At 39.8% G+C, this 22,640-nt stretch carries 19 protein-coding genes; 6 read left to right on the plus strand and 13 right to left on the minus strand.

Features of this window, described 5'->3' with window-relative positions; genetic code table 11:
- Window positions 1-3: 3 nt before the first annotated feature.
- The 8 genes from B8983_RS05740 to rpsB form a co-directional block, all read right to left on the minus strand.
- On the minus strand, window positions 4-1,122 hold the full coding sequence (locus tag B8983_RS05740) for a M50 family metallopeptidase (RefSeq protein WP_084283188.1): 1,119 nt from the start codon (window positions 1,120-1,122) through the stop codon (window positions 4-6).
- 2 nt (window positions 1,123-1,124) lie between these two features.
- A complete protein-coding gene (gene ispC / locus B8983_RS05745) occupies window positions 1,125-2,297 on the minus strand; it encodes a 1-deoxy-D-xylulose-5-phosphate reductoisomerase (protein ID WP_084283189.1) in 1,173 nt (390 codons plus the stop codon).
- Entirely contained in the window at window positions 2,294-3,130 is an 837-nt protein-coding gene (locus B8983_RS05750) for a phosphatidate cytidylyltransferase (RefSeq protein ID WP_084283190.1), read from the minus strand. The genes ispC and B8983_RS05750 overlap by 4 nt, the downstream gene beginning before the upstream one ends.
- The gene (uppS, locus tag B8983_RS05755) at window positions 3,123-3,899 is read right to left on the minus strand and encodes an undecaprenyl pyrophosphate synthase (RefSeq protein ID WP_084283191.1); all 777 of its coding nucleotides are present in this window, start codon (window positions 3,897-3,899) and stop codon (window positions 3,123-3,125) included. The genes B8983_RS05750 and uppS overlap by 8 nt, the downstream gene beginning before the upstream one ends.
- 23 nt (window positions 3,900-3,922) lie before the next feature.
- Complete coding sequence (frr, locus tag B8983_RS05760; RefSeq protein WP_084283192.1) at window positions 3,923-4,483, minus strand: ribosome recycling factor; 561 nt, start codon at window positions 4,481-4,483, stop codon at window positions 3,923-3,925.
- Window positions 4,484-4,497: 14 nt separating this feature from the next.
- Window positions 4,498-5,208 (minus strand): UMP kinase, encoded by a 711-nt coding sequence (gene pyrH, locus B8983_RS05765; protein ID WP_084283193.1) that lies wholly within the window; start codon window positions 5,206-5,208, stop codon window positions 4,498-4,500.
- Between the two features lie 100 nt (window positions 5,209-5,308).
- On the minus strand, window positions 5,309-6,196 hold the full coding sequence (gene tsf / locus B8983_RS05770; protein ID WP_084283194.1) for a translation elongation factor Ts: 888 nt from the start codon (window positions 6,194-6,196) through the stop codon (window positions 5,309-5,311).
- The gene (gene rpsB, locus B8983_RS05775) at window positions 6,196-6,942 is read right to left on the minus strand and encodes a 30S ribosomal protein S2 (protein ID WP_084283195.1); all 747 of its coding nucleotides are present in this window, start codon (window positions 6,940-6,942) and stop codon (window positions 6,196-6,198) included. The genes tsf and rpsB overlap by 1 nt, the downstream gene beginning before the upstream one ends.
- Window positions 6,943-7,107: 165 nt before the next feature.
- Between rpsB and map the strand changes: the two genes are divergently transcribed.
- On the plus strand, window positions 7,108-7,929 hold the full coding sequence (gene map, locus B8983_RS05780) for a type I methionyl aminopeptidase (RefSeq protein ID WP_084283196.1): 822 nt from the start codon (window positions 7,108-7,110) through the stop codon (window positions 7,927-7,929).
- 14 nt (window positions 7,930-7,943) lie between these two features.
- Entirely contained in the window at window positions 7,944-10,511 is a 2,568-nt protein-coding gene (locus B8983_RS05785) for a [protein-PII] uridylyltransferase (RefSeq protein WP_084283197.1), read from the plus strand.
- Here the strand turns inward: B8983_RS05785 and ligA are convergent.
- Genes ligA through smc form a run of 3 tightly spaced genes read right to left on the minus strand, consistent with a single transcriptional unit; the run spans window position 10,508 to window position 17,350 of the window.
- Window positions 10,508-12,583, minus strand: coding sequence for an NAD-dependent DNA ligase LigA (gene ligA / locus B8983_RS05790; protein ID WP_084283198.1), 2,076 nt, complete (start codon window positions 12,581-12,583; stop codon window positions 10,508-10,510). The genes B8983_RS05785 and ligA overlap by 4 nt on opposite strands.
- 11 nt (window positions 12,584-12,594) lie before the next feature.
- Complete coding sequence (locus B8983_RS05795; RefSeq protein ID WP_084283199.1) at window positions 12,595-13,809, minus strand: cell division protein ZipA C-terminal FtsZ-binding domain-containing protein; 1,215 nt, start codon at window positions 13,807-13,809, stop codon at window positions 12,595-12,597.
- Between the two features lie 19 nt (window positions 13,810-13,828).
- A complete protein-coding gene (gene smc / locus B8983_RS05800; RefSeq protein WP_084283200.1) occupies window positions 13,829-17,350 on the minus strand; it encodes a chromosome segregation protein SMC in 3,522 nt (1,173 codons plus the stop codon).
- Between the two features lie 135 nt (window positions 17,351-17,485).
- Here smc and dapD point away from each other — a divergent pair, with 135 nt between their 5' ends.
- The 4 genes from dapD to prmB are packed head-to-tail and all read left to right on the plus strand — an operon-like array spanning window position 17,486 to window position 20,782.
- Window positions 17,486-18,325 (plus strand): 2,3,4,5-tetrahydropyridine-2,6-dicarboxylate N-succinyltransferase, encoded by an 840-nt coding sequence (dapD, locus tag B8983_RS05805; RefSeq protein WP_084283201.1) that lies wholly within the window; start codon window positions 17,486-17,488, stop codon window positions 18,323-18,325.
- Window positions 18,326-18,333: 8 nt separating this feature from the next.
- Window positions 18,334-18,693, plus strand: a complete 360-nt coding sequence (locus tag B8983_RS05810) for a Spx/MgsR family RNA polymerase-binding regulatory protein (protein ID WP_084283202.1) — start codon at window positions 18,334-18,336, stop codon at window positions 18,691-18,693.
- The gene (gene dapE / locus B8983_RS05815; RefSeq protein ID WP_084283203.1) at window positions 18,690-19,862 is read left to right on the plus strand and encodes a succinyl-diaminopimelate desuccinylase; all 1,173 of its coding nucleotides are present in this window, start codon (window positions 18,690-18,692) and stop codon (window positions 19,860-19,862) included. Before B8983_RS05810 ends, dapE begins: the two co-directional genes overlap by 4 nt.
- Window positions 19,863-19,891: 29 nt before the next feature.
- A complete protein-coding gene (gene prmB / locus B8983_RS05820; RefSeq protein WP_084283204.1) occupies window positions 19,892-20,782 on the plus strand; it encodes a 50S ribosomal protein L3 N(5)-glutamine methyltransferase in 891 nt (296 codons plus the stop codon).
- An 18-nt stretch (window positions 20,783-20,800) separates the two neighbouring features.
- Here prmB and B8983_RS05825 read toward each other — a convergent pair whose 3' ends face one another.
- Together B8983_RS05825 and radA are read right to left on the minus strand one after the other, a co-directional pair.
- Entirely contained in the window at window positions 20,801-21,259 is a 459-nt protein-coding gene (locus tag B8983_RS05825) for an acyl-CoA thioesterase (RefSeq protein ID WP_084283205.1), read from the minus strand.
- A 17-nt stretch (window positions 21,260-21,276) separates the two neighbouring features.
- Window positions 21,277-22,638 (minus strand): DNA repair protein RadA, encoded by a 1,362-nt coding sequence (radA, locus tag B8983_RS05830; protein WP_084283206.1) that lies wholly within the window; start codon window positions 22,636-22,638, stop codon window positions 21,277-21,279.
- Window positions 22,639-22,640 lie beyond the last annotated feature (2 nt).

The following is a 22,640-nucleotide window of genomic DNA, read 5'->3' on the forward strand; positions in this document are numbered from 1 at the left end:
TAATTATCCACTAAAAATTTTTAAAAAATCATTATAAAATGCAATGCAGGTGACTAAGATTATTCCCATCAGTCCAACTTTAACAGCAAGGGCTCTGAATGCCTCGGAGATAGGACTTCCTGTTACGAGTTCCCAAGCATCAAAAACCAGTTGGCCACCATCTAACATGGGCAAAGGAAGTAAATTCATTAAGCCCAGACTAATGCTGATGAGGGATAAAAAACCAAAATAAGCCACAATTCCCGATTGAGCTGATTTACCTGCCATACCAGCAATTCCTATAGGGCCAGTAATCTGCTTAATTGAGGCATCACCTGTAATCAAGGATTTAATACTCATTAGTGATACATAGGAGATATCAAAGACTCGCTCCGTCGCCAAATAAAAAGCTGTTGGTATATCAACATCTAAGTTAAATAATAAATCAACATCTGTTTTTGAAGGAATTAGTCCTAATTGACCAAACAAATCACCCTGAAAATTAATGTTTTGAATTTGTGAACTAGTAAACTGAACACGATATAGACCCTTACCCTCGTGATCCAACTCGAGTACAAAGCCGTTCTTAGTAAATACAGTTTTCAAAAGCTTCCAACGTAGACGGTTCCAACTTTGAATAGATTCGGTTTGAATAATTTGTTCAGTCATTGTCGAATCGAGCTCTAAAAAACCTCTAACCTCATCTCCTTCAACAATACCTAATTCAGCAGCCATAGAATTGATACCTGGCGCACTCAAAATAGGTCGAACTTGAATAGGTGAACTTAAAAAAAGAACCGCCAATAAAACCCATGCGAGTAAAAAGTTTGCCAATGGCCCAGCTAAAACAACGAGGGAGCGTTTCCAGAGTACTTGATGATTAAAAGCACGCAGCTTTTGTTCCTCACTTAAGAAGTCACCATTTCGATTATCAAGCATTTTGACGTAACCACCCAAAGGGATCAATGACAAGACAAATTCTGTATCGTTAGCACGAACCGGTTTTTTACGCCATAAGACTGGACCAAAGCCAATCGAAAATCGTTCCACAGTGATACCACACCATTTTGCAGTGATGAAGTGACCAAACTCATGAAATCCAACCAAAATAAAAATGGCGATCAAAAAAGCCAGTAGTGACATAGTTAATTAATAGTTTGAATGTGTTTGTTAGTAAAGTCTCTGACCATTTTATCTGTCTCTAAAACTATTTCGAGATTATCAACATTACAAACTTCCAGAGTATTCAAAACAGTGTCAACAACCTCATTTATTTGTGTAAATTGAATTTGGTTATTTAAAAATGCTGCTACAGCGATTTCATTGGCTGCATTCATGATTGTAGGTGCCGTACCACCTTGCCCTGCTACTGCTCTAGCCAATTTCAGGAGAGGAAATCTCGCATCTTCAAGGGCATGAAAACTTAAATTAGAAATCATTTCAAAGTCAAGTTCTTGGACGCCAGAGGAAATTCTGTTTGGCCATCCAAGGCCATAAGCAATGGGAGTTCTCATATCTGGAGCTCCCAATTGGGCAATAATAGATCCATCAATATATCGAACCATTGAGTGAATAATACTTTGAGGATGAATTACAACCTTAATCTTTTCAGGGGATGTATCAAATAACCACATTGCTTCAATTAACTCAAGCCCCTTATTCATCATCGTAGCCGAATCAACAGAGATTTTCCTTCCCATTACCCAATTAGGATGTTTACAAGCTTCCGCAGGAGAAATATCTGGAAAACTATTCAATTCCCGATGTAAAAATGGTCCACCCGAAGCAGTTAGTAAAAGTTCTTTAACAGTATTGGCGGAACTTTGACCAATCTGATTCTGCGGTAAACATTGAAAAATGGCATTGTGTTCACTATCGATGGGCAATAACTCAGCCCCACTTTGACGAACTAAGTTAATCATTAATTCACCTGACATCACAAGCGCTTCTTTATTAGCTAGTAATACCCTTTTGCCAAGTTTCGCGGCCTCTAAGGTAGGCAGCAAGCCAGCAGCTCCGACAATTGCTGCCATCACCGTATCAACTTGAGTCAACCGAACAGCTTGAATTAATCCATCTAAACCATACATTACGGTAGTTGGTGATTCGCCTAATAGATCCCTTAACTTGGTTGCTAATTCTGCCGTACTGACAACTGCAATCTCGGGCCTAAACTCTAAGCATTGGCTTGCTAATTTTTCAATTTGCGTATTCGCTGAAAGAGATGAAATACAGTACTTATCAGGATGTTGACGAACCACATCTAAAGTGTTTTCACCAATTGAACCTGTTGAACCCAATACGCAAAGATATCTCATGAAATCACCTTAAACAAAAGTGCCGCTAGCGGTAAAACGGGCAATATTGCATCAATTCGGTCTAAAACCCCTCCATGCCCTGGTAACAAAGCACTACTATCTTTAACCTTTGCTAGCCTCTTCATTAAAGACTCAAATAAATCCCCAACAACACTCATCACACTTAAGAATAATCCAATAAGCAGTACTAAGGTTAAGTTAAGTTCAGGCTGATTCGCAATTAAATACACACCGAGGATAAATAGACAAACAACCAATCCACCTCCAAATGCACCCTCCCAGGATTTCCCAGGACTAATATTGATGGCTAATTTATTTTTACCAAACTTCTTTCCTGCAAAATAGGCTCCAATATCAGCACACCAAACAATACCTATTACCGCAAGAAATAACCATCTACCCTGATCTCTCAGAACAAGAGCAGAACAAAATGCACTTATAAATATGAGAAAGCCCAATACGGATAACAAATTAGAAAATTTCAGTAATGAAAAATTTAAACTCTTCTTAAGAATAACAGGTACCACCACTAGCCATAAGGCTACACCAGCATAAATTGGGTATTGGAACAGGATGTTCATCATGACCGTATCAAGATCAAGGATGATGCCCTGATGTTGACCTAGCAAGCCTGCTAATGAGATGCCTACAAGAAGCGCATATGCTATCGGTAGATACTTATTGGAGGGCCATAGGAGTCTCCCCCACTCCCAAGCGCCAATGGATAAAATACCTATGAGTGATATATATAAATGCAAAGCCGGCAATAGGATAAGAATTGGTCCAAATAGTGTCAGAAGTACAATTGCTGTCCAAACTCTTGCTTTAAGCATTTTTTACAATTTGACTTTCCAATAATTGATGACCGGTTTGTCCAAACCTTCTCTCACGATGTCGATACCAAGACAATGCATCGGCAAATGCTTGTTTATCAAAGTCAGGCCAAAATATTGGTGTAAAGTACATTTCAGTGTATGCCAGCTGCCATACCAAAAAATTACTAATACGTTGCTCACCACCAGTACGAATAAACAAGTCAGGCTCAGGGGCATATGCCATCGATAAATAGGGATTGATCCATTCCTCTGTCATCTGTTCAGGCAAAATATCAGGATTATTTTCATATGCACACCGCATCGCATTGAGGATATCCCAGCGACCCCCATAATTTGCGGCTACTGTCAAAACGAGTCCCGTATTGTTTTCTGTTTTTTGTTGAGCCTCCTTAGCACTCAATTGAATTTCTTCGGAAAAAGCAGATAAATCACCAATAATTACGAGTTTTACATTGTTTTTGTGAAGTTTATTAATTTCACGTTTTAAAACCTTGAAAAACAAAGCCATTAAAAAACTTACTTCATCAGGGGGTCTGCGCCAGTTTTCTGTACTAAAAGCAAATAGAGTTAAATACTGAATGCCGTAGTTACTACACTCTTGGGCGATGGTCCTTACTGCATCAACGCCTTTTGAGTGACCCGCCACTCTTGGGAGAAAGCGTTGATTCGCCCACCGACCATTACCATCCATGATGATTGCAACATGGGCAGGAACAGCCTTGGGGGGCGGCACGGCTAGTGTAGAACTCTTAATTGTCGTTGTCATAAATTGAGTAGTTAGAGAAATCTCTATACAGTCATGATTTCTTTTTCTTTATCTTGCACTAATTTGTCAACTTCTGCTACAAATTTATCTGTTCTCTTTTGAACATCATCTTGACTACGACGCTCTTCATCCTCAGAAATTAACTTATCTTTCGTTAGTTTTTTTAGACCTTCATTGGCTTCACGACGTAAGTTACGAATAGCAATTTTTGCATCCTCGCCTTCAGATTTAACGAGCTTAGCTAAGTCTTTTCTTCTTTCCTCAGTTAGGGCAGGCATCGGTACACGAATTACATTGCCTTGAGTGGCAGGATTAAGACCCAAATCAGAGTCTCTAATGGCCTTTTCTACAGCCTGTATCATTGGCTTTTCCCATGGCGTTACTGTAATCGTCCGAGCATCCGCCAAACCTAATGCAGCCACCTGCGAAATTGGAGTTGGATTACCGTAATAGTCAATTTGAATATGCTCCAAAATACCAGTATGGGCTCTACCAGTTCGAATTTTCGCCAATGAACTCTTAAAAGAGTCTATCGACTTCACCATTTTCTGGTCCGCGTTTGAGATAACTTCACTTGATGACATTAATTACTCCCTCATTAGACGTGTACTAGGGTACCCTCAGGATCCCCGTTCACCACTCGCATTAAAGCGCCTGGTTTCAAAATTGAAAAAACTTTAATTGGTAATTCACGATCTCTGCATAAAGCAAAAGCCGTCGCATCCATTACTTGTAAATTTTTAACGATGGCTTCATCAAAAGAAATCGTATCGTAACGTGTTGCTAATGGGTCTTTTTTAGGATCGCTTGAATAAATACCATCTACCTTCGTTGCTTTGAGAACGATATCAACATTCATTTCTGCACCCCGAAGGGCAGCTGCGGTATCGGTTGTAAAAAAAGGATTTCCAGTACCAGCAGCAAATATTACGACCTTACCCTCGTTCATGTGACGAATTGCTCTTGGCCGAATATATGGTTCGACTACTTGATCCATTCTTAGAGCGGATTGCACTCTTGCTTCAACCCCTTTTTGACGTAATGAATCTTGTAAAGCTAAGGAGTTCATCATTGTTGCTAGCATCCCCATGTAATCAGCCGTTGCACGGTCCATCCCAGCGGCACCGCCTGCCACACCACGGAAAATATTTCCACCACCAATAACAATTGCTAACTTAACACCTAATTGAACTACTTCAGAGATTTCTGTCGCCATCGCTTCAATGGTCAGAGGATTGATTCCATAAGAATCATCTCCCATTAAGGCTTCACCAGATAATTTTAATAAAACACTTTGATAAGCTGGCATAAACTCACTTTCCATTCAGATACAGATATTAAACATTATAAATCCCTAAAAAATAGGCGCTATGAAAAGCGCCTATTTTTATACTACTATAAGCATCAATTTAAGAGGCGTTTTTAGCCGCTGCAACTTGCGCTGCAACTTCTGCAGCAAAATCATCCTGACGCTTTTCAATACCTTCACCAACAATATACATAGTGAATGATTGAATAGTTGTGTCATTCGCTTTCAACATTTGCTCAACAGTTTGTTTGTCGTTCTTCACAAAAGTCTGGTTTAAAAGAGAAACTTCTTTTAAAAACTTCTGTACAGAACCTTCAACCATCTTCGCAACGATTTCAGCAGGCTTGCCTGATTCAGCTGCTTTTTGCTCAGCAACACTTCTTTCAGTAGCAATCTTGTCAGCAGGAACATCAGCTGTTGAAAGAGCTACAGGCTTCATCGCTGCAATATGCATCGCAACATCTTTAGCTGCAGTTTCATTACCTTTGAACTCAACCAATACACCAATACGAGTACCGTGAATATAAGAAACCAACTGATTTTCACCAGAAATTCTCTTAAAACGACGAATAGTCATGTTTTCACCGATACGACCGATGAGTTCAGCACGAGTTTCTTCAATTGTTTTACCATCAACTGATAAACCAGATAAAGTTGCAATATCGTCATCAGCCACAGCATTTTTGACAACCAACTCAGCGCAATCTTTCGTAAACTTTAAAAAGTCATCATTTTTTGAAACAAAATCTGTTTCGCAGTTGATTTCAATTAAAACGCCAGAAGTACCATCAATAAATGAGGCAATAACGCCTTCGGCCGTTACTCTAGATGCAGCCTTACTAGCTTTGCTGCCTAATTTAACTCTTAGAATTTCTTCTGCTCTAACTAAATCACCATCAGCTTCAGTTAAAGCCTTTTTACATTCCATCATTGGTGCGTCAGTTTTTGCTCTTAACTCACCAACCATTGCTGCCGTAATTGCCGCCATTATTCCTTCCCTTCTTCGATTGCTACTTCTTCATTTTCTTTAATAGAATTTAGCACTTGCGTTACAGCACTTGCCTTGCCTTCAAGAATTGCATCAGCCATTCCACGAACATATAAAGAAACAGCTTTACTTGAATCATCATTTCCAGGAATAATGTAATCAACGCCTTCTGGAGAGTGATTCGTATCGACTACGGCGATGACTGGAATACCAAGCTTTTTAGCTTCCGTTAAAGCAATTTTGTGATAACCGATATCCACGACGAAAATCGCATCTGGAATACCAGCCATATCTTGAATACCACCTAATGATTTGGCAAGTTTTTCAACATCGCGCTCATTCATTAAGGCTTCTTTTTTGGACAAACGTTCCCAATCACCAGCTTCACGGGCTGCAGTCATTTCTTTTAAACGCTTGATTGAACCTTTAACTGTTTTGAAGTTTGTTAACGTACCACCTAACCAACGAGCATCAACATAAGGCATACCAGCACGCGCTGCTTCTTCAGCAATAATTTCTTTTGATTGACGTTTTGTGCCAACAAATAGAATCGTGCCACGATTAGCTGAAATGGATTTTGCAAACTTTAACGCATCCTGAAATAAAGGAAGCGTCTTTTCTAAATTGATAATATGAATTTTGTTACGGTGGCCATAGATGTATGGGGCCATTTTTGGTGACCAGAAACGGGTTTGATGGCCAAAGTGGCAACCTGCTTCGATCATTTCGCGCATGGATACTGACATTTTTTTCTCCTAAGGGTTTAAACTAAAGCCAAATCCTGATTACGCTAAAAAACGTCACCCCGGATGGTTTGGCTCGCGATTCTTTGATGCGTTAAATAAACAATTTATTAGACCATTCATCAAAGTTTCAATATTATAAGATATTTTTAAGATAATTACTACAAAATGAAACCTTTGTTTACCAACTCAACAGATCTCGATGGCATGCGTGAAGCTGGTCGATTAGCTAGTGAAGTACTTGATTTCATTACCCCCCACTTGCAAATTGGCGTTAGTACAGAAAAGATTGATCGCCTTTGCCATGAATATATGCGAGATGTCCAAAAGACGATTCCTGCGCCCTTAAACTACCAACCTCCAGGTTACCCTCCATTTCCGAAATCTATTTGTACCTCCGTTAACGACGTAATCTGTCATGGAATCCCTAGCGATCGCATTTTAAAATCTGGTGACATTGTTAATTTAGATATTACTGTGATTACCGAGGATGGTTTTTATGGTGATACCAGTAGGATGTTTTTAATTGGCGAACCATCTATTTTGGCGAAGCGTCTTTGCCAGATTACCTATGAGTGCATGTGGTTAGGTATTGCAGTGGTAAAACCTGGCGCTCGTTTAGGCGATATTGGCTTTGCTATTCAAAATCATGCTGAAAAGGCTGGTTATTCAATTGTTAGAGAATATTGTGGCCATGGGATTGGTAAGGTTTTTCATCAAGACCCTCAAATCCTTCACTACGGGCGGCAGGGTCAGGGTGAAGAATTATTAGAAGGCATGACCTTCACTATTGAACCAATGATCAATGCTGGTAAAAGAGATATCCGAACCATGCCTGATATGTGGACTGTGAAAACAAAAGACCGGAGTCTTTCAGCACAATGGGAGCATACGGTATTAGTTACCGCAACCGGTGTAGAAGTACTAACAAAATCAGATCGATCACCACCAATACCTGAAATTGTTAAGCATAAGTTCAATGTAATTTGAGATCATTTACAAAGATGAATAAGTTTGCAACCCTGAAGAGCTTTATCTTTAAAGAGTTTAATGAGAATGGTAAAGTCAATCTTCTTACTAAACAGCTTAGCCGAGCAGCACAGAGCATTTTAGAAGAAGCTTGGACCGAAGCAGGTCTTTGCGATTTCCCCAACGCCGTATCTCCATGTTTGGTTGGTGTGGGAGGCTTTGGACGTGATGAGTTATTTCCATACTCAGATGTTGATATTCTAGTCTTGCTTCATTTTGGCTCAGATCATCCTGAATTCAACTTATACAAAGATAAGTTAGAGAAATTTATTACTCTTTGCTGGGATTACGGTCTAGAAATTGGATCTTCTGTGCGCACTGTTGATGAGTGCATTGAAGAGTCGAAGAAAGATATTACGATCAGAACAGCTCTTTTAGAATCAAAATTTCTTTGTGGCAACCGCAAACTTTATCAATTATTTTCAACTCGTTATGACGCAGAGATGGATCCTAAGTCATTTTTTGTTGAGAAATTACTTGAACTTCGGCAAAGACATCAAAAATACCAAAATACGCCCTATTCTTTAGAACCTAACTGTAAAGAAAGTCCAGGAGGGCTTCGAGATATTCAAGCAATTCTTTGGATGACACGTGCTGCAGGCTTAGGTTCAAACATCAATGATTTAAGTATTCGTGGCATCTTAACGCCGAGGGAAGCCCGTGAGTTAAATAAAAATCATAAGTTGTTACAAACAATTCGTGCCCATTTACACCTCATTTCAAATCGTCGTCAAGACCAGTTGATTTTTGAGGTTCAAACTCCCCTTGCAACCTGCTTTGGCCTTACGAGTACAACCGCAAAAAGAGCTAGCGAACAAATGATGCGTCGCTATTATTGGGCAGCAAAGGCGGTGAACCAACTGAATGAGATTCTCATTCAGAATATTAAGGCATTAATTTTCCCAAAAGAAGCATCTCAAGCGTTACCGATTTCCGAACACTTTGTTGAGAAAAATAATCAATTAGAAATTATTGATCCTTTATTTTTTGAACGTCATCCTGAGTCGATTTTTTTAGCATTTCATACATTTGCTAAACACTCATCCCTTGATGGTTTCTCTAGCCAAGCACTCCGTTCTTTGTACAACTCGAGGGAGTTAATGGATAAAAAATGGCGTGAAAGCCCCCACAATCGCCAACAGTTTATCGAGATTATTAAGGAACCCAAAGGGATTACTCGCACCTTACAGTTGATGAATCAAACGAGTGTATTAGGCAGATACCTGCCTCCTTTTAGAAAAATTGTGGGACAAATGCAGCATGATTTATTCCATGTATATACGGTTGATCAACACATTTTGACGGTATTAAAAAATGTTCGGCGCTTTTTTATTCCTGAACTTTCTCATGAGTTTCCTTTTTGTTCACAATTAGCAGCAAATTTCGATAAGCCTTGGTTATTGGTTTTGGGAGCACTATTTCATGACATTGCCAAAGGCAGAGGTGGAGACCATTCTGATTTAGGAAAAAAAGATGTTCGTATCTTTGCTAAACAGCATGGACTTGCTCCAGAGGATGCTGAACTAGTCTCATTTTTGGTAGCAGAGCATTTATCAATGAGTCAGATTGCTCAAAAACAAGATATTAGTGATCCTGAAGTAGTAGAAGCTTTTGCTCATAAAGTAAAAGATGAGAAGCATTTAACTGCTCTGTATTTACTCACAGTTGCTGACATTCGTGGGACTAGCCCCAAGGTATGGAATGCCTGGAAAGGGAAGTTGCTGGAGGATCTTTATAGAATTACTCTCAAATTCCTCGGTGGGGCAAGGTATGACACGCACTCTCAATTAGAACAATGCCAACTAAAAGCCCAAGAGATACTCAGGTTGCATGGCTTAAGCAATGATGCCCATCTAGAACTCTGGCAGCAAATTGATATTGGTTTCTTTTTAAAGCACGATGCTGATGATATCGCCTGGGTAACGAGACACTTATTTAATAAAACGCAATCACAAAAATCGATTGTTTGTGCCAGAATTTCACCCATTGGTGAAGGGTTGCAAGTGTTTGTCTATACCCCAGACCATGGCGACTTATTCGCTAGAATTTGTTCTTATTTTGATCGAAGTAAGTTCAATATTTTAGATGCAAATATCCATACTACTAAGCATCACTATGCATTGGATACTTTCCAAATTAGTTATTTAGAGGGCACTGAAATTGCGGCCTACCGAGATTTGATTCAAATGATTGAATATGGATTGAACGAAATCATCACTGTAAATTCACCATTGCCCGAAGCATTCAAAGGCAGAATTTCAAGACAGTCTCGGACCTTTCCAGTGCAGCCGTTAGTAAGTTTAGTACCAGATGAAAGAGGTGACTCCTTTATTCTATCCTTATCTGCTAGTGATCGAGTGGGATTACTTTATGGAATTTCCAAAGTTCTCGTCAAACATCAAATATCTTTAAAGTCAGCCCGTATCAACACACTGGGCGAGCGAGTAGAAGATACATTATTACTTGATGGTGAAAAATTAAAGTTAAATCCTAAGCTTCAAATTCAATTAGAAACAGAATTATTCGAAGTACTTAGTATCTAAGTGGCAACTTGAGAACCTTCTAACATTTCTAACATGGTTGCCTGATCGATGATAGGAATATTTAAGGAGGTTGCTTTCTCAAGTTTACTACCTGCATCAGAACCAGCTAGTAAATAATTCGTTTTAGAAGATACCGCACTAGAAACTTTAGCCCCATATTTTTCTAAAAGTAACTTTGCCTCATCCCTAGACATCGTTGGTAAGGTACCAGTAATTACTACCGTCTTATCCTGAAAAGGAGACTCGATGATAGCTTCTGATAGTTCTTGTGGGTTTAATCCAGAGGCAAGTAACTGCTCAATGACCTCACGGTTATGACTTTCGGACATAAAGCTGGTGATTGACTCAGCAACTACAGGACCAACGTCCCTTACCTTTAATAAGTCTTCGCTTGTGGCATTCATGAGGGTTTGAATATTTCTAAAAGATTTTGCTAAATCTTTTGCTGTTGTTTCACCGACATGTCGAATTCCCAAACCAAAAATAAACTTAGCAAGTGAGGCAGATTTAGAACTCTCTATAGCAATTAGTAAATTCTGAATCTGCTTTCCTTCAGTTAAATCTTGTCCTTTTTTTTGTTTTAAGGGATCGTTCGCATTTACATAAAAAAGTTGTACCAATTTATTTAAGCTGTACTGCAACTTGTACAAGTCTGCAGGATTAGAGATTATTTTTTCATCAACTAGTTTATCGACAATTTTTTCACCTAAACCATCAATATTCATGGCTCTACGATGAGCAAAATGAATAATGGCTTGTTTTCTTTGAGCTGGACAAAATAGTCCACCTGAACAGCGGGCAATGGCCTCACCTGCGAGTTTCTCTATATGGGAGTTACAGATCGGACAAGTCAAAGGCATCTGATACGGTTGGGTATCCTGAGGGCGCTGATTTAAATCAACTTGAACAATTTCAGGAATCACGTCCCCTGCTCTTCTTACAAAAACATAATCACCAATACGAACATCTTTTCGAGAAATTTCATCCTGATTATGTAAGGTCGCATTGGTAACGGTTACGCCACCAACCAACACTGGATTTAATCTTGCCACAGGGGTAATTGCTCCAGTCCTCCCGACTTGAACTTCTATCGCTAGAACTGTAGTTAGAGCTTCTTGAGGAGGGAATTTATGTGCAATCGCAAATCGAGGTGCACGAGAAACAAAGCCTAATTGGTTTTGCAAGGTATAGCTGTTGATCTTATAAACAACGCCATCAATATCAAACGGGAGACTCGGCCGTTTCTGTGCAATGTGCTTAAAAAATGACATTAAATCATCCACATTTGACGCTAAGGAGCGCTCTTCACAAACCGGTATCCCAAGTTGTTGATATCGATCCATTAATTGACTATGACCAGTTGGAAGCCATTGCTTGGGGCTCAACTCACCAATGCCATAGGCAAAAAAAGATAGTTTGCGACTAGCCGTTACTTTGGAATCAAGTTGTCTCAAACTTCCAGCAGCTGCATTCCTGGGATTGGCAAACTCTTTTCCGCCGACTTCTTTTTGTATCTGATTGAGTTGATAAAAGTCATCGTGACGCATAAAGACTTCGCCCCGGACCTCAATTTTCTCTGGAATATTTAAGCCGATGAGTTGTTTTGGAATCGATTCAATCGTTTTAATATTGTCCGTAACATTCTCGCCAGTTGTACCATCGCCTCTTGTCGCGGCTCGCGTTAAACGCCCATTCTCATATAGAATAGAAATTGCTAAACCATCAAATTTTAACTCACAGGAGTATTCGATTTGAGGGATTTGCAAACCATCATGGCAACGCTTATCAAAAGCAATGGCTTCGTCCTCAGTCAGTGCATTATTCAATGAGAGCATGGGTGTACCATGTATTACTGGAGAAAAAACCTCGTTCGCATAACCACTGACTTTTTGTGAAGGTGAAGCAGCGGATACCCAAGTTGGGTGAAGTTTCTCAATCTCAAGTAGCTCTCGATATAGCTGATCGTATTCCGCATCAGAAATATTCGGCGCGTCATCTAAATAATAGGCATGGTCATGCTTTGCAATTTCTGCCAATAACCAGGAGTATCTAGTTTGCAATATCTCAGACATATCTAATTAATTTAATTAAAAAGTCTTAATGCGGATGCACTACCAGGCTCAATTTGACGCTCACGCATAAGTTGGTAAATCGGCGCAAGTTGGTTCTGAATATTTTGAGTGAGTAAGACGCTCAAAGGTTGACCATTATCATCTAGTAATCTTCCATCCAACTCTTGTGCTAATAGCTGTCCAACCTCTAACATTTTAATAAATGGATTTAGACTCTCTGGAATTAGAGGGACATCAAAACTAAAATATACTTGGTTGATACGTGCAGTTTGGAGATCATCACGTAAAAAATTCAAAGAAGCTGCTTGAGCTTTAAACAGAAGAACATCATTTAATATGTAGTTGAAGGCAGAACCTTCTCTTGATAAGATAAAACCATGATTCAACAACACACTTTGAACATCTGAGCACTGCCAACTCAACATATTCGAAGTTAAGTTAAATCCTAATTGAATATCACATTGAATGGCAAACTGATCTAGATCGGTAGCATCATTCAGAATGTCATTGATTGGTGGAATATCAATTTCAGCATCAAGCTCTTGAGAAAGATTTTGTACAAGCCCAATAAATTCAGCTAAGTGCTCAGCCCCCAAAGGCCCTCTTCGATTTGCCAGTTGAATACTTGCTTGTAATTCTCGATACAAATTGTTAAATTGGATTAACTCCCAAGATGAGTTCACTGAACCAGCATAAGAGGATGTTTCTGTAAGTCCTTCAAAGGCAATTCGAAAGTCGTCACTTTTTGAAAGTTTTTGAATACACTCGATAATTTCTGCACCATTGACTGGCAAAGGAAAACGAAAAGCAACTACGCAATCAATATTTGGATCAATTCTTGACACATACTGATTTGCTTTAAATGGAGTGATTGAATTTCCACTGATGCTGGTTTTATCTAAAGCAGAAGTTTGAATCTCCTCTGTCAACGTATCTAGATCTAAATCATCAGAATGTGGCATTAAAGTACCCAAAGATGGCTCTTTACGGCCCTGCTCAAGCCCTGCATCTATGGCAACATACTCATCTGAAATGAGGTTCACAGGTTGCGTCTTAGCAATATTGGCATTGGTAGAAGCCACTAAAGAAGCTTGTTGATTTCTTTTTGACTTTGACTTGTTTGAACGAGCGATATTGTAAATGATGATTGAAATAATAATAATGACCCCGATTAATATGAGGGCAAGTTGTAAATCAATCTGTTCAGGTAAATTAATAGTACTCACTGGCTACATTATTCTAAAGTTAAGCGCTTTGTATCAAGTTTGATGCGGATTGTAAATCAACCGCCACAACCCTGGAGACGCCTTGCTCTTGCATAGTAACACCGATTAATTGGTTCGCTATTTCCATCGTAATTTTATTATGCGAAATAAACAAAAACTGGGTATTTTTTGACATTTTGGCAACAATGTCAGCGTATCTGGCAGTATTTGCATCATCGAGAGGGGCATCCACCTCATCTAATAAACAAAATGGTGCAGGATTGAGTTGGAACATTGAGAAAATCAATGCAATCGCAGTCAGTGCCTTTTCGCCACCAGATAACAAATGAATCGTCGAGTTTTTCTTACCCGGGGGTTGTGCCATCACTTGCACACCGGCGTCTAAAATCTCATCCCCAGTCATCACAAGTCTTGCATTACCACCGCCAAATAAAGCTGGGAAAAGCTGGGAAAAATGTTTATTTACTTCATCGAAGGTTCCCTGAAGTAATTCACGTGTTTCACCATCAATTTTCATAATGGCATCTGTTAATGTCTGAATAGCTTCGTTTAAATCCGCTGACTGTGCATCCAAGAACCCTTTGCGTTCTCTTGAGGACTTTAGCTCATCAAGAGCGGCCATATTCACTGGGCCAAGTGATTGGATATTCCGTTGAATTTCATTCACTTGTGACTGTAATTGATTTACCTTGATCTCTGGTGAAATTAACTGTTGAATTTCTTCAATATTTGCCTGAGCTTCTTCTAACAAGGCGGCAAATTGTTCAACTGTTAATCTAGCAGCTTGCTCTTTTAACTGCGCGGCAGTAATACGCTCGCGAATAGGATTAATCGATCTTTCTGTGAAAAGACGGTTTTCATCGAGTGATTTAATATCAAACATTAATCCATCAAAAATCGTTCTAGCTTGCGTCAAGTTTTCTTCACACTTGGAGCGTTGCTCTAATAACTCTTGAAGTTGATCGATATTTTCATCGCCACTTACCTGATCTAATTCCAATCGACTCTGAACGGACTTTTGTTGGATCGTTTCAATCTGTTCATTCGCTGTTTGGATATCTCTAGTCAGATCGACTTGACGTTGTTTTAAGGAGCGTAAGGAAAAGCTTGCTTCTTGCACTGACGTCAAAATTTCTTGTCGTCTTTGCATTCCTTTTTCGCGACGAGCTAAAAGCTCTTGATTTTCATTTTGCAATAGATGGTAGGTCGCACTTAATTCCTCAACTTGAGCTGTAAGCTCCTCGGAGATGGCGGCATTCTCAAGCAAAGAACCGGCGTATTCCTCTAAAACCATTTCAGCTTCTTGCAAAGCAATATTTAATTGTTCCGCTTTTGAAAAGTAGTCAATTTCAGCTTGCCGCAATTGCATTGCTTCCACTTCAAACCGATGGGCATCTTTTACAGCTTGTTGAGCGTATAAACGATCCTCTTGAGCTTGAGCATAGGCTGCTTGGTAATTCGCCCTAGCAGAAACATTTTCCGATTGAGCTTCCTCTAAAATCATCATATCGGACTTGAGTTGTTTTTCTAAATCCTCGATTTCTTTCGCACGAGCAATCAAACCAGCTTGTTCATTATCTTCAGCATAAACCTGAACACCAACACGAGAAATAATATGACCCGACTTCGTCACAAAGATGCCACCTACCGGCAGTTCTTTCCGTTTTGAAAGTGCTTCATTTACGCTATCCATTACATAAATATTACTCAGCCATTCGTTCATCACATGAGCCAGACCTAAATCCTTCACTTTTACACGGGTAGCAAATGGCGTAAAAGAAGTATTTTGAATCGGCTTTGCAAAATCATTTTGGGCATTATGTTCAAACCACGCAACGCGACCTGGAGGCTTTTGATCTACATAGGTTAAAACGGACTCTAATTGAGAAGACTCAATTGCGCCTAAACGTTCATGTAAGATTGCCTCAATAGCGGGTTCCCAACCTGTCTCAACTTGAATTTTTTGCCACAATCGGGGCAAATTAGCTAAATTATTTTTATCTAACCAAGGTTTTAATTTACCTTGAGACTGAATTTGGGCTTGAAGATTTTTAAGGGCATTTAATCTTGCTTGAGTTTGACTCAATGCGGTATTGGCTTGTAGTAAAACTTCCTGAGATTTTATTGATGCTTGTTCCGCCTCAGGAATACTTGCCTCAGATTGTTGTTGTTTGAGTTGTGCTTCATCCCGTTTGTTAATCGCACTTTCATTACGATCCATCGCCATGGCAAGGGCTTGCTCATCGGGCTTAATCAACTGTTCTAGTTCAATTTTTAAGCGCGCAATTCGCTGTTGAGTTTGTTGTGACTGTGTCGAGATCCCTTGTGCTCCAGCACTTAAACGAGCGATTTCTTTTTCTTGGTTAGTAATCGCTTGACGGGTGGTTTCTACTTTATTTTTTGAGTCTGTCCATTGTTCTTCTACCAGTGACATTTCAGATGCATGCTGGGCTAGCAACTCCTGAAAACTAGCTTCTGTTTCAATCGACTCTTCAATTTCCTCTACAACCTGACTAATTTGTTCCTGAGCAAGTTCAAGTTGAGTTTCCCAACGAGTAAATTGGTTTGCTAAATCAGCTAATTGCTCGGTCAATCGTTGCTTGGAATTTTCATTGAATCGAATTTCAGACTCTAATTGAGAAATTTGTGCATTGACTTCATATAGTTTTCCTTGGGCATCATTCACTTGATTTTGCAAATCAAACTGATTGGTTCGCTTAGACTCCAGATCAGATTCAACTGACCGCAGTTTTGCAGTGAACTCTTCGAATGCGAGCTGTTGTTCGCGAATAATAGTAGCCTGAGAAAGTTGCTCTTGTTCGCCCTCATTTTTTCTTAAAAGCCATAACAGTTGCTGCTTTTCTGTCATGTTTTTTTGATAGTCCTGATATTTTTCAGCAACTTCAGCTTGAGACTCAAGTTTTGCTAACTGACTTTCTAATTCTCGAAGAACATCCCTAACTCTTGTAAGGTTTTCTTGCGTCCCTTCAATCCGTGACTCTGTTTCTTTACGACGTTCTTTGTATTTAGAAACCCCAGCCGCTTCTTCCAAGAAAATTCTGAGCTCTTCAGGCTTTGCTTCAATGATTCTAGAGATCATACCCTGACCAATGATGGCATAAGCTCGGGGTCCAAGACCAGTCCCTAGGAACATGTCTTGAATATCTTTTCTTCTAACATTTTGCTGGTTAATCAGATAATTAGAAGTACCATCTCGGGTTAAGATACGCTTCACTGAAATCTCACCAAAAGCTGCCCATTGACCTTGAGCCTTACCATCACTATTGTCAAATACTAGCTCTACGCTGGCCCGACCTGAAGGTTTTCTTAGGCCAGAACCATTAAAAATCACGTCTTGCATGGATTCACCACGTAATTCACTAGCTCGTGATTCGCCAAGAACCCATCGAACGGCGTCGATAATATTTGATTTTCCGCAACCATTGGGCCCAACAACGCCTATTAATTGACCGGGTAGGTCAAAGTTTGTGGGATCCACAAAGGATTTAAAACCAGCAAGTTTGATTGATTTAAGTCTCACAGCAATTAATTTTGAGTCAAGTAAACTAAGATAATAGCAAGAGTAAGCTCTAGTCTAAGACTTTTATCATGAAATAGTCATCACGATATAAAATACTAACTATTAACCGACTGAAATTACAACACTAATTTAATTATGACAAATACAACTAACGAATCATTAGAAAACCTCATTAATACAGCATGGGATAATCGCGCCAATATCAATATTCAAAACGCTACTGCAGATTTAAAAAATGCTATTGCGACAGTGATTGAAGGCTTAAATAATGGAACTTTGCGTGTCTCTACAAGAGTCAGTGTGGGTAATTGGGTCGTTCACCAATGGGTAAAAAAAGCAGTGCTACTATCTTTCAAGTTACAAGATAATGAAGTAATGCCAGCTGGTGGATTTACGCAGTTTTATGACAAAGTTCCAAGTAAATTTGCTAATTATTCTGCAGCCGACTTCGCTGCTGGTGGTTTTAGAGTTGTCCCCCCAGCGATTGCAAGACGCGGTTCCTTTATTGGTAAAAGCGTTGTTTTAATGCCATCTTATGTCAATATTGGCGCGTATGTCGATGAAGGCACGATGGTAGATACTTGGGCAACTGTTGGCTCATGTGCGCAAATTGGCAAAAACGTTCACCTCTCAGGTGGTGTTGGTATCGGTGGTGTATTAGAACCGGTTCAGGCTGGACCCGTCATTATTGAAGATAACTGCTTCATTGGTGCTCGCTCTGAAGTGGTTGAAGGTGTCATCATCGAAGAAAACAGCGTCTTATCAATGGGTGTCTATATTGGCCAAAGTACTAAAATTTATGACCGTGAAACAGGTGAAGTACATTATGGTCGCGTCCCAGCTGGGTCGGTTGTTGTCCCTGGCTCAATTCCTTCTAAAGATGGCAAATATAGCTTGTATGCCGCCATCATTGTGAAAAAAGTTGATGCACAAACTAGAGCAAAAACTGCTATCAATGATTTACTAAGAGATTAAATACATCAATGTCGATCAAAATTTTTGGTATTCCTAATTGCAACACGGTCAAAAAGGCACGTGATTGGTTGGTCACTAACAATGTCGATCATGATTTTATCGATTTCAAAAAACAAATACCAACCGAGTCTCTGTTACTTGGTTGGTTGAGTAATGTTGGATCTGATGTCTTAATTAATCGAAAAGGTACTACTTGGAGAGCCCTCACGGCTGATCAACAACTATTAGCGCAAACCCAAGGGGGTGCGATTGAACTAATGATATCTAAACCATCCATCATTAAGCGCCCCGTACTTCAACAAGAAGGTAGAATTTTGTTAGGTTTCGACGAAGCAAAATATACCGATTTTTTTAAACATCAAGAATGACTGATCCGCAGCTTACACTCACTCAACAACTAGCCCAAGGCTTAATTGCTCATCCATCTGTCACTCCGGTGGATGGAGGAATTCAACAATTAATCGCTAACCGTTTAAAACAAATCAATTTTAGTTGCGAAACTATCATGAGTGGTCCTGATGATTTTTTAGTCACTAATCTATGGGCTATTCGCCGTGGCAGTAACGGTGCTCAAGCAAAGTGTTTAGTATTTGCTGGACATACTGATGTTGTTCCTCCAGGTCCTTTAGAGAAATGGGATACCGACCCATTTGTACCAGTCATTAAAGATGGCGTCCTATATGGTAGAGGCGCAGCTGACATGAAAAGTTCATTAGCTGCTTTCGTTGTTGCAACAGAAGAGTTTGTTCAAGCTCATCCTGATCATTTGGGTAATATTGCATTTTTACTAACTAGCGATGAAGAAGGACCAAAAAATACGGATGGTACTGTTGTCGTCGTTAATAAGCTAAAAGAACGCCAAGTAAAGCTTGACTATTGCATTGTAGGAGAGCCGACAAGCAGTCATGTATTTGGGGACACGATCAAAAATGGTCGTCGTGGTTCATTATCTGCCAAGTTGAGTGTCAAAGGGATCCAGGGGCATGTTGCTTACCCTCACCTAGCTCGCAATCCAATTCATCAAGTCGCCCCAGTATTAGCAGAGCTAGCTCAAATTGAATGGGATCATGGTAATGAATACTTCCCACCGACGACCTGGCAAACCTCAAACTTTCATGCCGGTACTGGTGCCTCCAATGTGATACCTGGAGAAGCGATTATCGACTTTAATTTTCGCTTTGCTACAGCAAGTACTGCAGCTGGATTAGCGCATAAAGTAGAAGAAATCCTTAAAAAACATCAACTTGAATATAATATCTCATGGAATCAAGGTGGTGAACCTTTCTTGACTCCCAAAGGTGAGTTATGTGATGTTTTGCAGTCTGCCATTAAAGAAAGAACTGGAATCAATGCCGAACTATCCACCACAGGGGGCACTAGCGATGGTCGGTTTATTGCTAAAATTTGCCCGCAAGTCGTTGAGTTTGGACCAATTAATGCCACAATTCATCAAGTAAATGAAAATGTCAATTTAGATGATATAGAATCATTGAAAGATATTTATTTGCAAGTATTAAAAAAATTACTACTTCGTTAAGCAACTACCTAAGAGACATCGATACCACATTGGAAGAAGACCCTCAAAGCTTTGATCAAGCCATTGATCAGATCACAGAAATTTTAAATGGCGCGGATATTTATTTTGGCCATGGAGCACCTGAGGCCCCTAGTGAAGCCCTTTGGATTATTGCTTACTGCGCAGGTCTCTCACCTGTTCAGACTTTAGAACATTTGGAAGAGCCTTATGATCCTGAAAGTTTTCAGCAGGCTTTAAAAATCGTCGAACAACGCATTCAGACTAGATCCCCCCTTGCTTATATTTTGAAAGAAGCATGGCTCATGGGACACTGTTTTGAATGTGACGAAAGAAGTATTATCCCTAGGTCTTTTATTGCTGAGTTAATCACCCAAGGTGAGCTAGATGATTTTCTGCCGCCGAATGGAAAAGCTCTTGATCTCTGCACTGGAAATGGTTCATTAGCCATCTTGCTTTCATTAAATTATCCAGACATTGAAGTATGTGCCAGTGATATTGACCTGAATGCCCTAGCACTTGCGCAAAAAAACATTCTGAATTATGACTTGTCTGAAGTCATCGAAATTATTCATAGCGACTTGTGGAAAGATCTGCCAGAGCCAAACGAGGAAAATCGATTTGATTTAATTATTTGTAATCCGCCATATGTCAACCAAGCGTCCATGCAGCAATTGCCGCCAGAGTATTTAAAAGAACCCTCCTTAGCTCTTGACGGAGGTATCGATGGCATGTATGTTGTACGGAAAATCATACAAGATGCCAAAAACTATCTAAATGAACGTGGCGCACTCGTATTAGAAATTGGTAATGAATATGAGAACTTCCTAAAAGCCTTCCCGGAACTAGAGGTTCAGTGGCTTGAAGTATCTACTTCAAATCAACAAGTACTGTTAATCTTAGAAGAAAATCTTCCTGAGTAATGACTGAAATTAATTACTTTAAATACCTTCGACATCATTCCATTCACGAGTAATTGCAGTCAAAGCTGTTCGGAGTTCTAAGGGAATTGGTGTTGGACGGTGGTCATCTCGGTTAACGTATACATGAGTAAAACGCCCTAGAGCGCATAGTCCGGGATCATCATTTTTAAAAATACCCAAGCGATATACCACACTAGAGTTACCTATTTTTTCAACAGCAATGCCAACATAAACTTCATCTGGGAATGTTATGGAGGAGAAAAATTGACAATGGTTATCAACCACTAAGCCCACGACTTTACTAGAATGCAAATCAATTAAACCTTGCTCTAACAAATTTTGATTGACTGCCGTATCGAAGAATGAAAAATACACCACATTGTTCACATGTTGATAAACATCGTTATCAGACCAACGTGTGGATATCTGAATTATTTTAGGAAAATCTGAACGCGTTAAAGAAGGTATTTTAGCCATAGTAATTTGATTGACAGTTAAAAATCACGCACTAACTGTAAAGCAACTTCGATTCTTTCCACCGCATGAATTTCCATGGAATCAAATTGCACACCTTTCGGTAAATTAGCTTTAGGAATAATTGCTTTCTTAAAACCTAATTTAGCAGCCTCGCGTAAACGTTCTTGCCCCCTGGGACAAGCACGAATTTCACCAGCAAGACCAACTTCACCAAATACTACTAAATCCTTTGGGAGCGCTTTATTTTTAAGTGATGATTGAATCGCTAGTAATACCGCTAAATCAGCGGCTGGTTCTGAAATTTTCACCCCACCCACAGCATTTAAAAATACATCTTGATCAAAACAAGAAATCCCAGCATGTCGATTCATGACGGCTAATAGCATAGCTAGACGATTCTGTTCAAGCCCGACAGCTAAACGTCTCGGATTTGGGATGTGTGAACTATCAACTAAAGCTTGAATTTCTACCAAAATGGGCCGACTCCCCTCCTGCGTCACTAACACACAAGCGCCTGGAACAGCATCGCTACTTTGCGATAAAAACAATGCGGAAGGGTTATTGACCCCCTTTAAACCTTTTTCTGTCATGGCAAATACGCCAAGTTCATTAACCGCACCAAAGCGGTTTTTAATTGCCCGAACAAGACGAAAGGATGATTGGGTATCACCCTCAAAATACAATACGGTATCCACAATATGCTCAAGAACACGTGGCCCAGCAATATTACCCTCTTTGGTAACATGACCAACCAAAATGAGTGAGATACCTGTAGATTTAGCTAAACGAGTTAACTGAGCAGCACATTCTCGAACTTGAGCTACTGAACCTGGCGCAGAAGTTAACTGATCAGAATAGATCGTTTGTATAGAGTCAATTACAGCCACTTTAGGTTTTTCAGTTTCTAAAGAGTAAAGGATTTTGTCCAATTGAATTTCTGGATAAACAACTAAATCTGGAGCATCGCTATCAATTCTTTGCGCTCTAAGAGCAATCTGAGCCGCTGACTCCTCCCCACTCACATACATTACTGGAATCCCATCAAGACTTAAATTTGCCAACGTTTGTAGGAGTAAAGTGGATTTACCAATACCTGGGTCTCCGCCAATGAGAACAACCCCTGCATCCACTAATCCCCCGCCAAGCACTCTGTCAAACTCAGGGATACGCGTTGAAATTCGACCGAAATCCTCTAGCGCAATCTCTGAGAGTTTTTGATTAGGTGTTGTTTTAGCAATACTCGCATAGCGATGTTGAGTTTTTAATTCAATGGATTCTTCGAGAGAGTTCCACTCATTACATGCAGGACACTGGCCCTGCCATTTTGGGAAGTCAGCGCCACAAGCATTACAGATATATTGGGTTTTATTTTTAGCCAAAA

Origin of the sequence: Polynucleobacter kasalickyi (assembly GCF_900176405.1) — a bacterium.
Classification (GTDB): Bacteria; Pseudomonadota; Gammaproteobacteria; order Burkholderiales; family Burkholderiaceae; genus Polynucleobacter; species Polynucleobacter kasalickyi.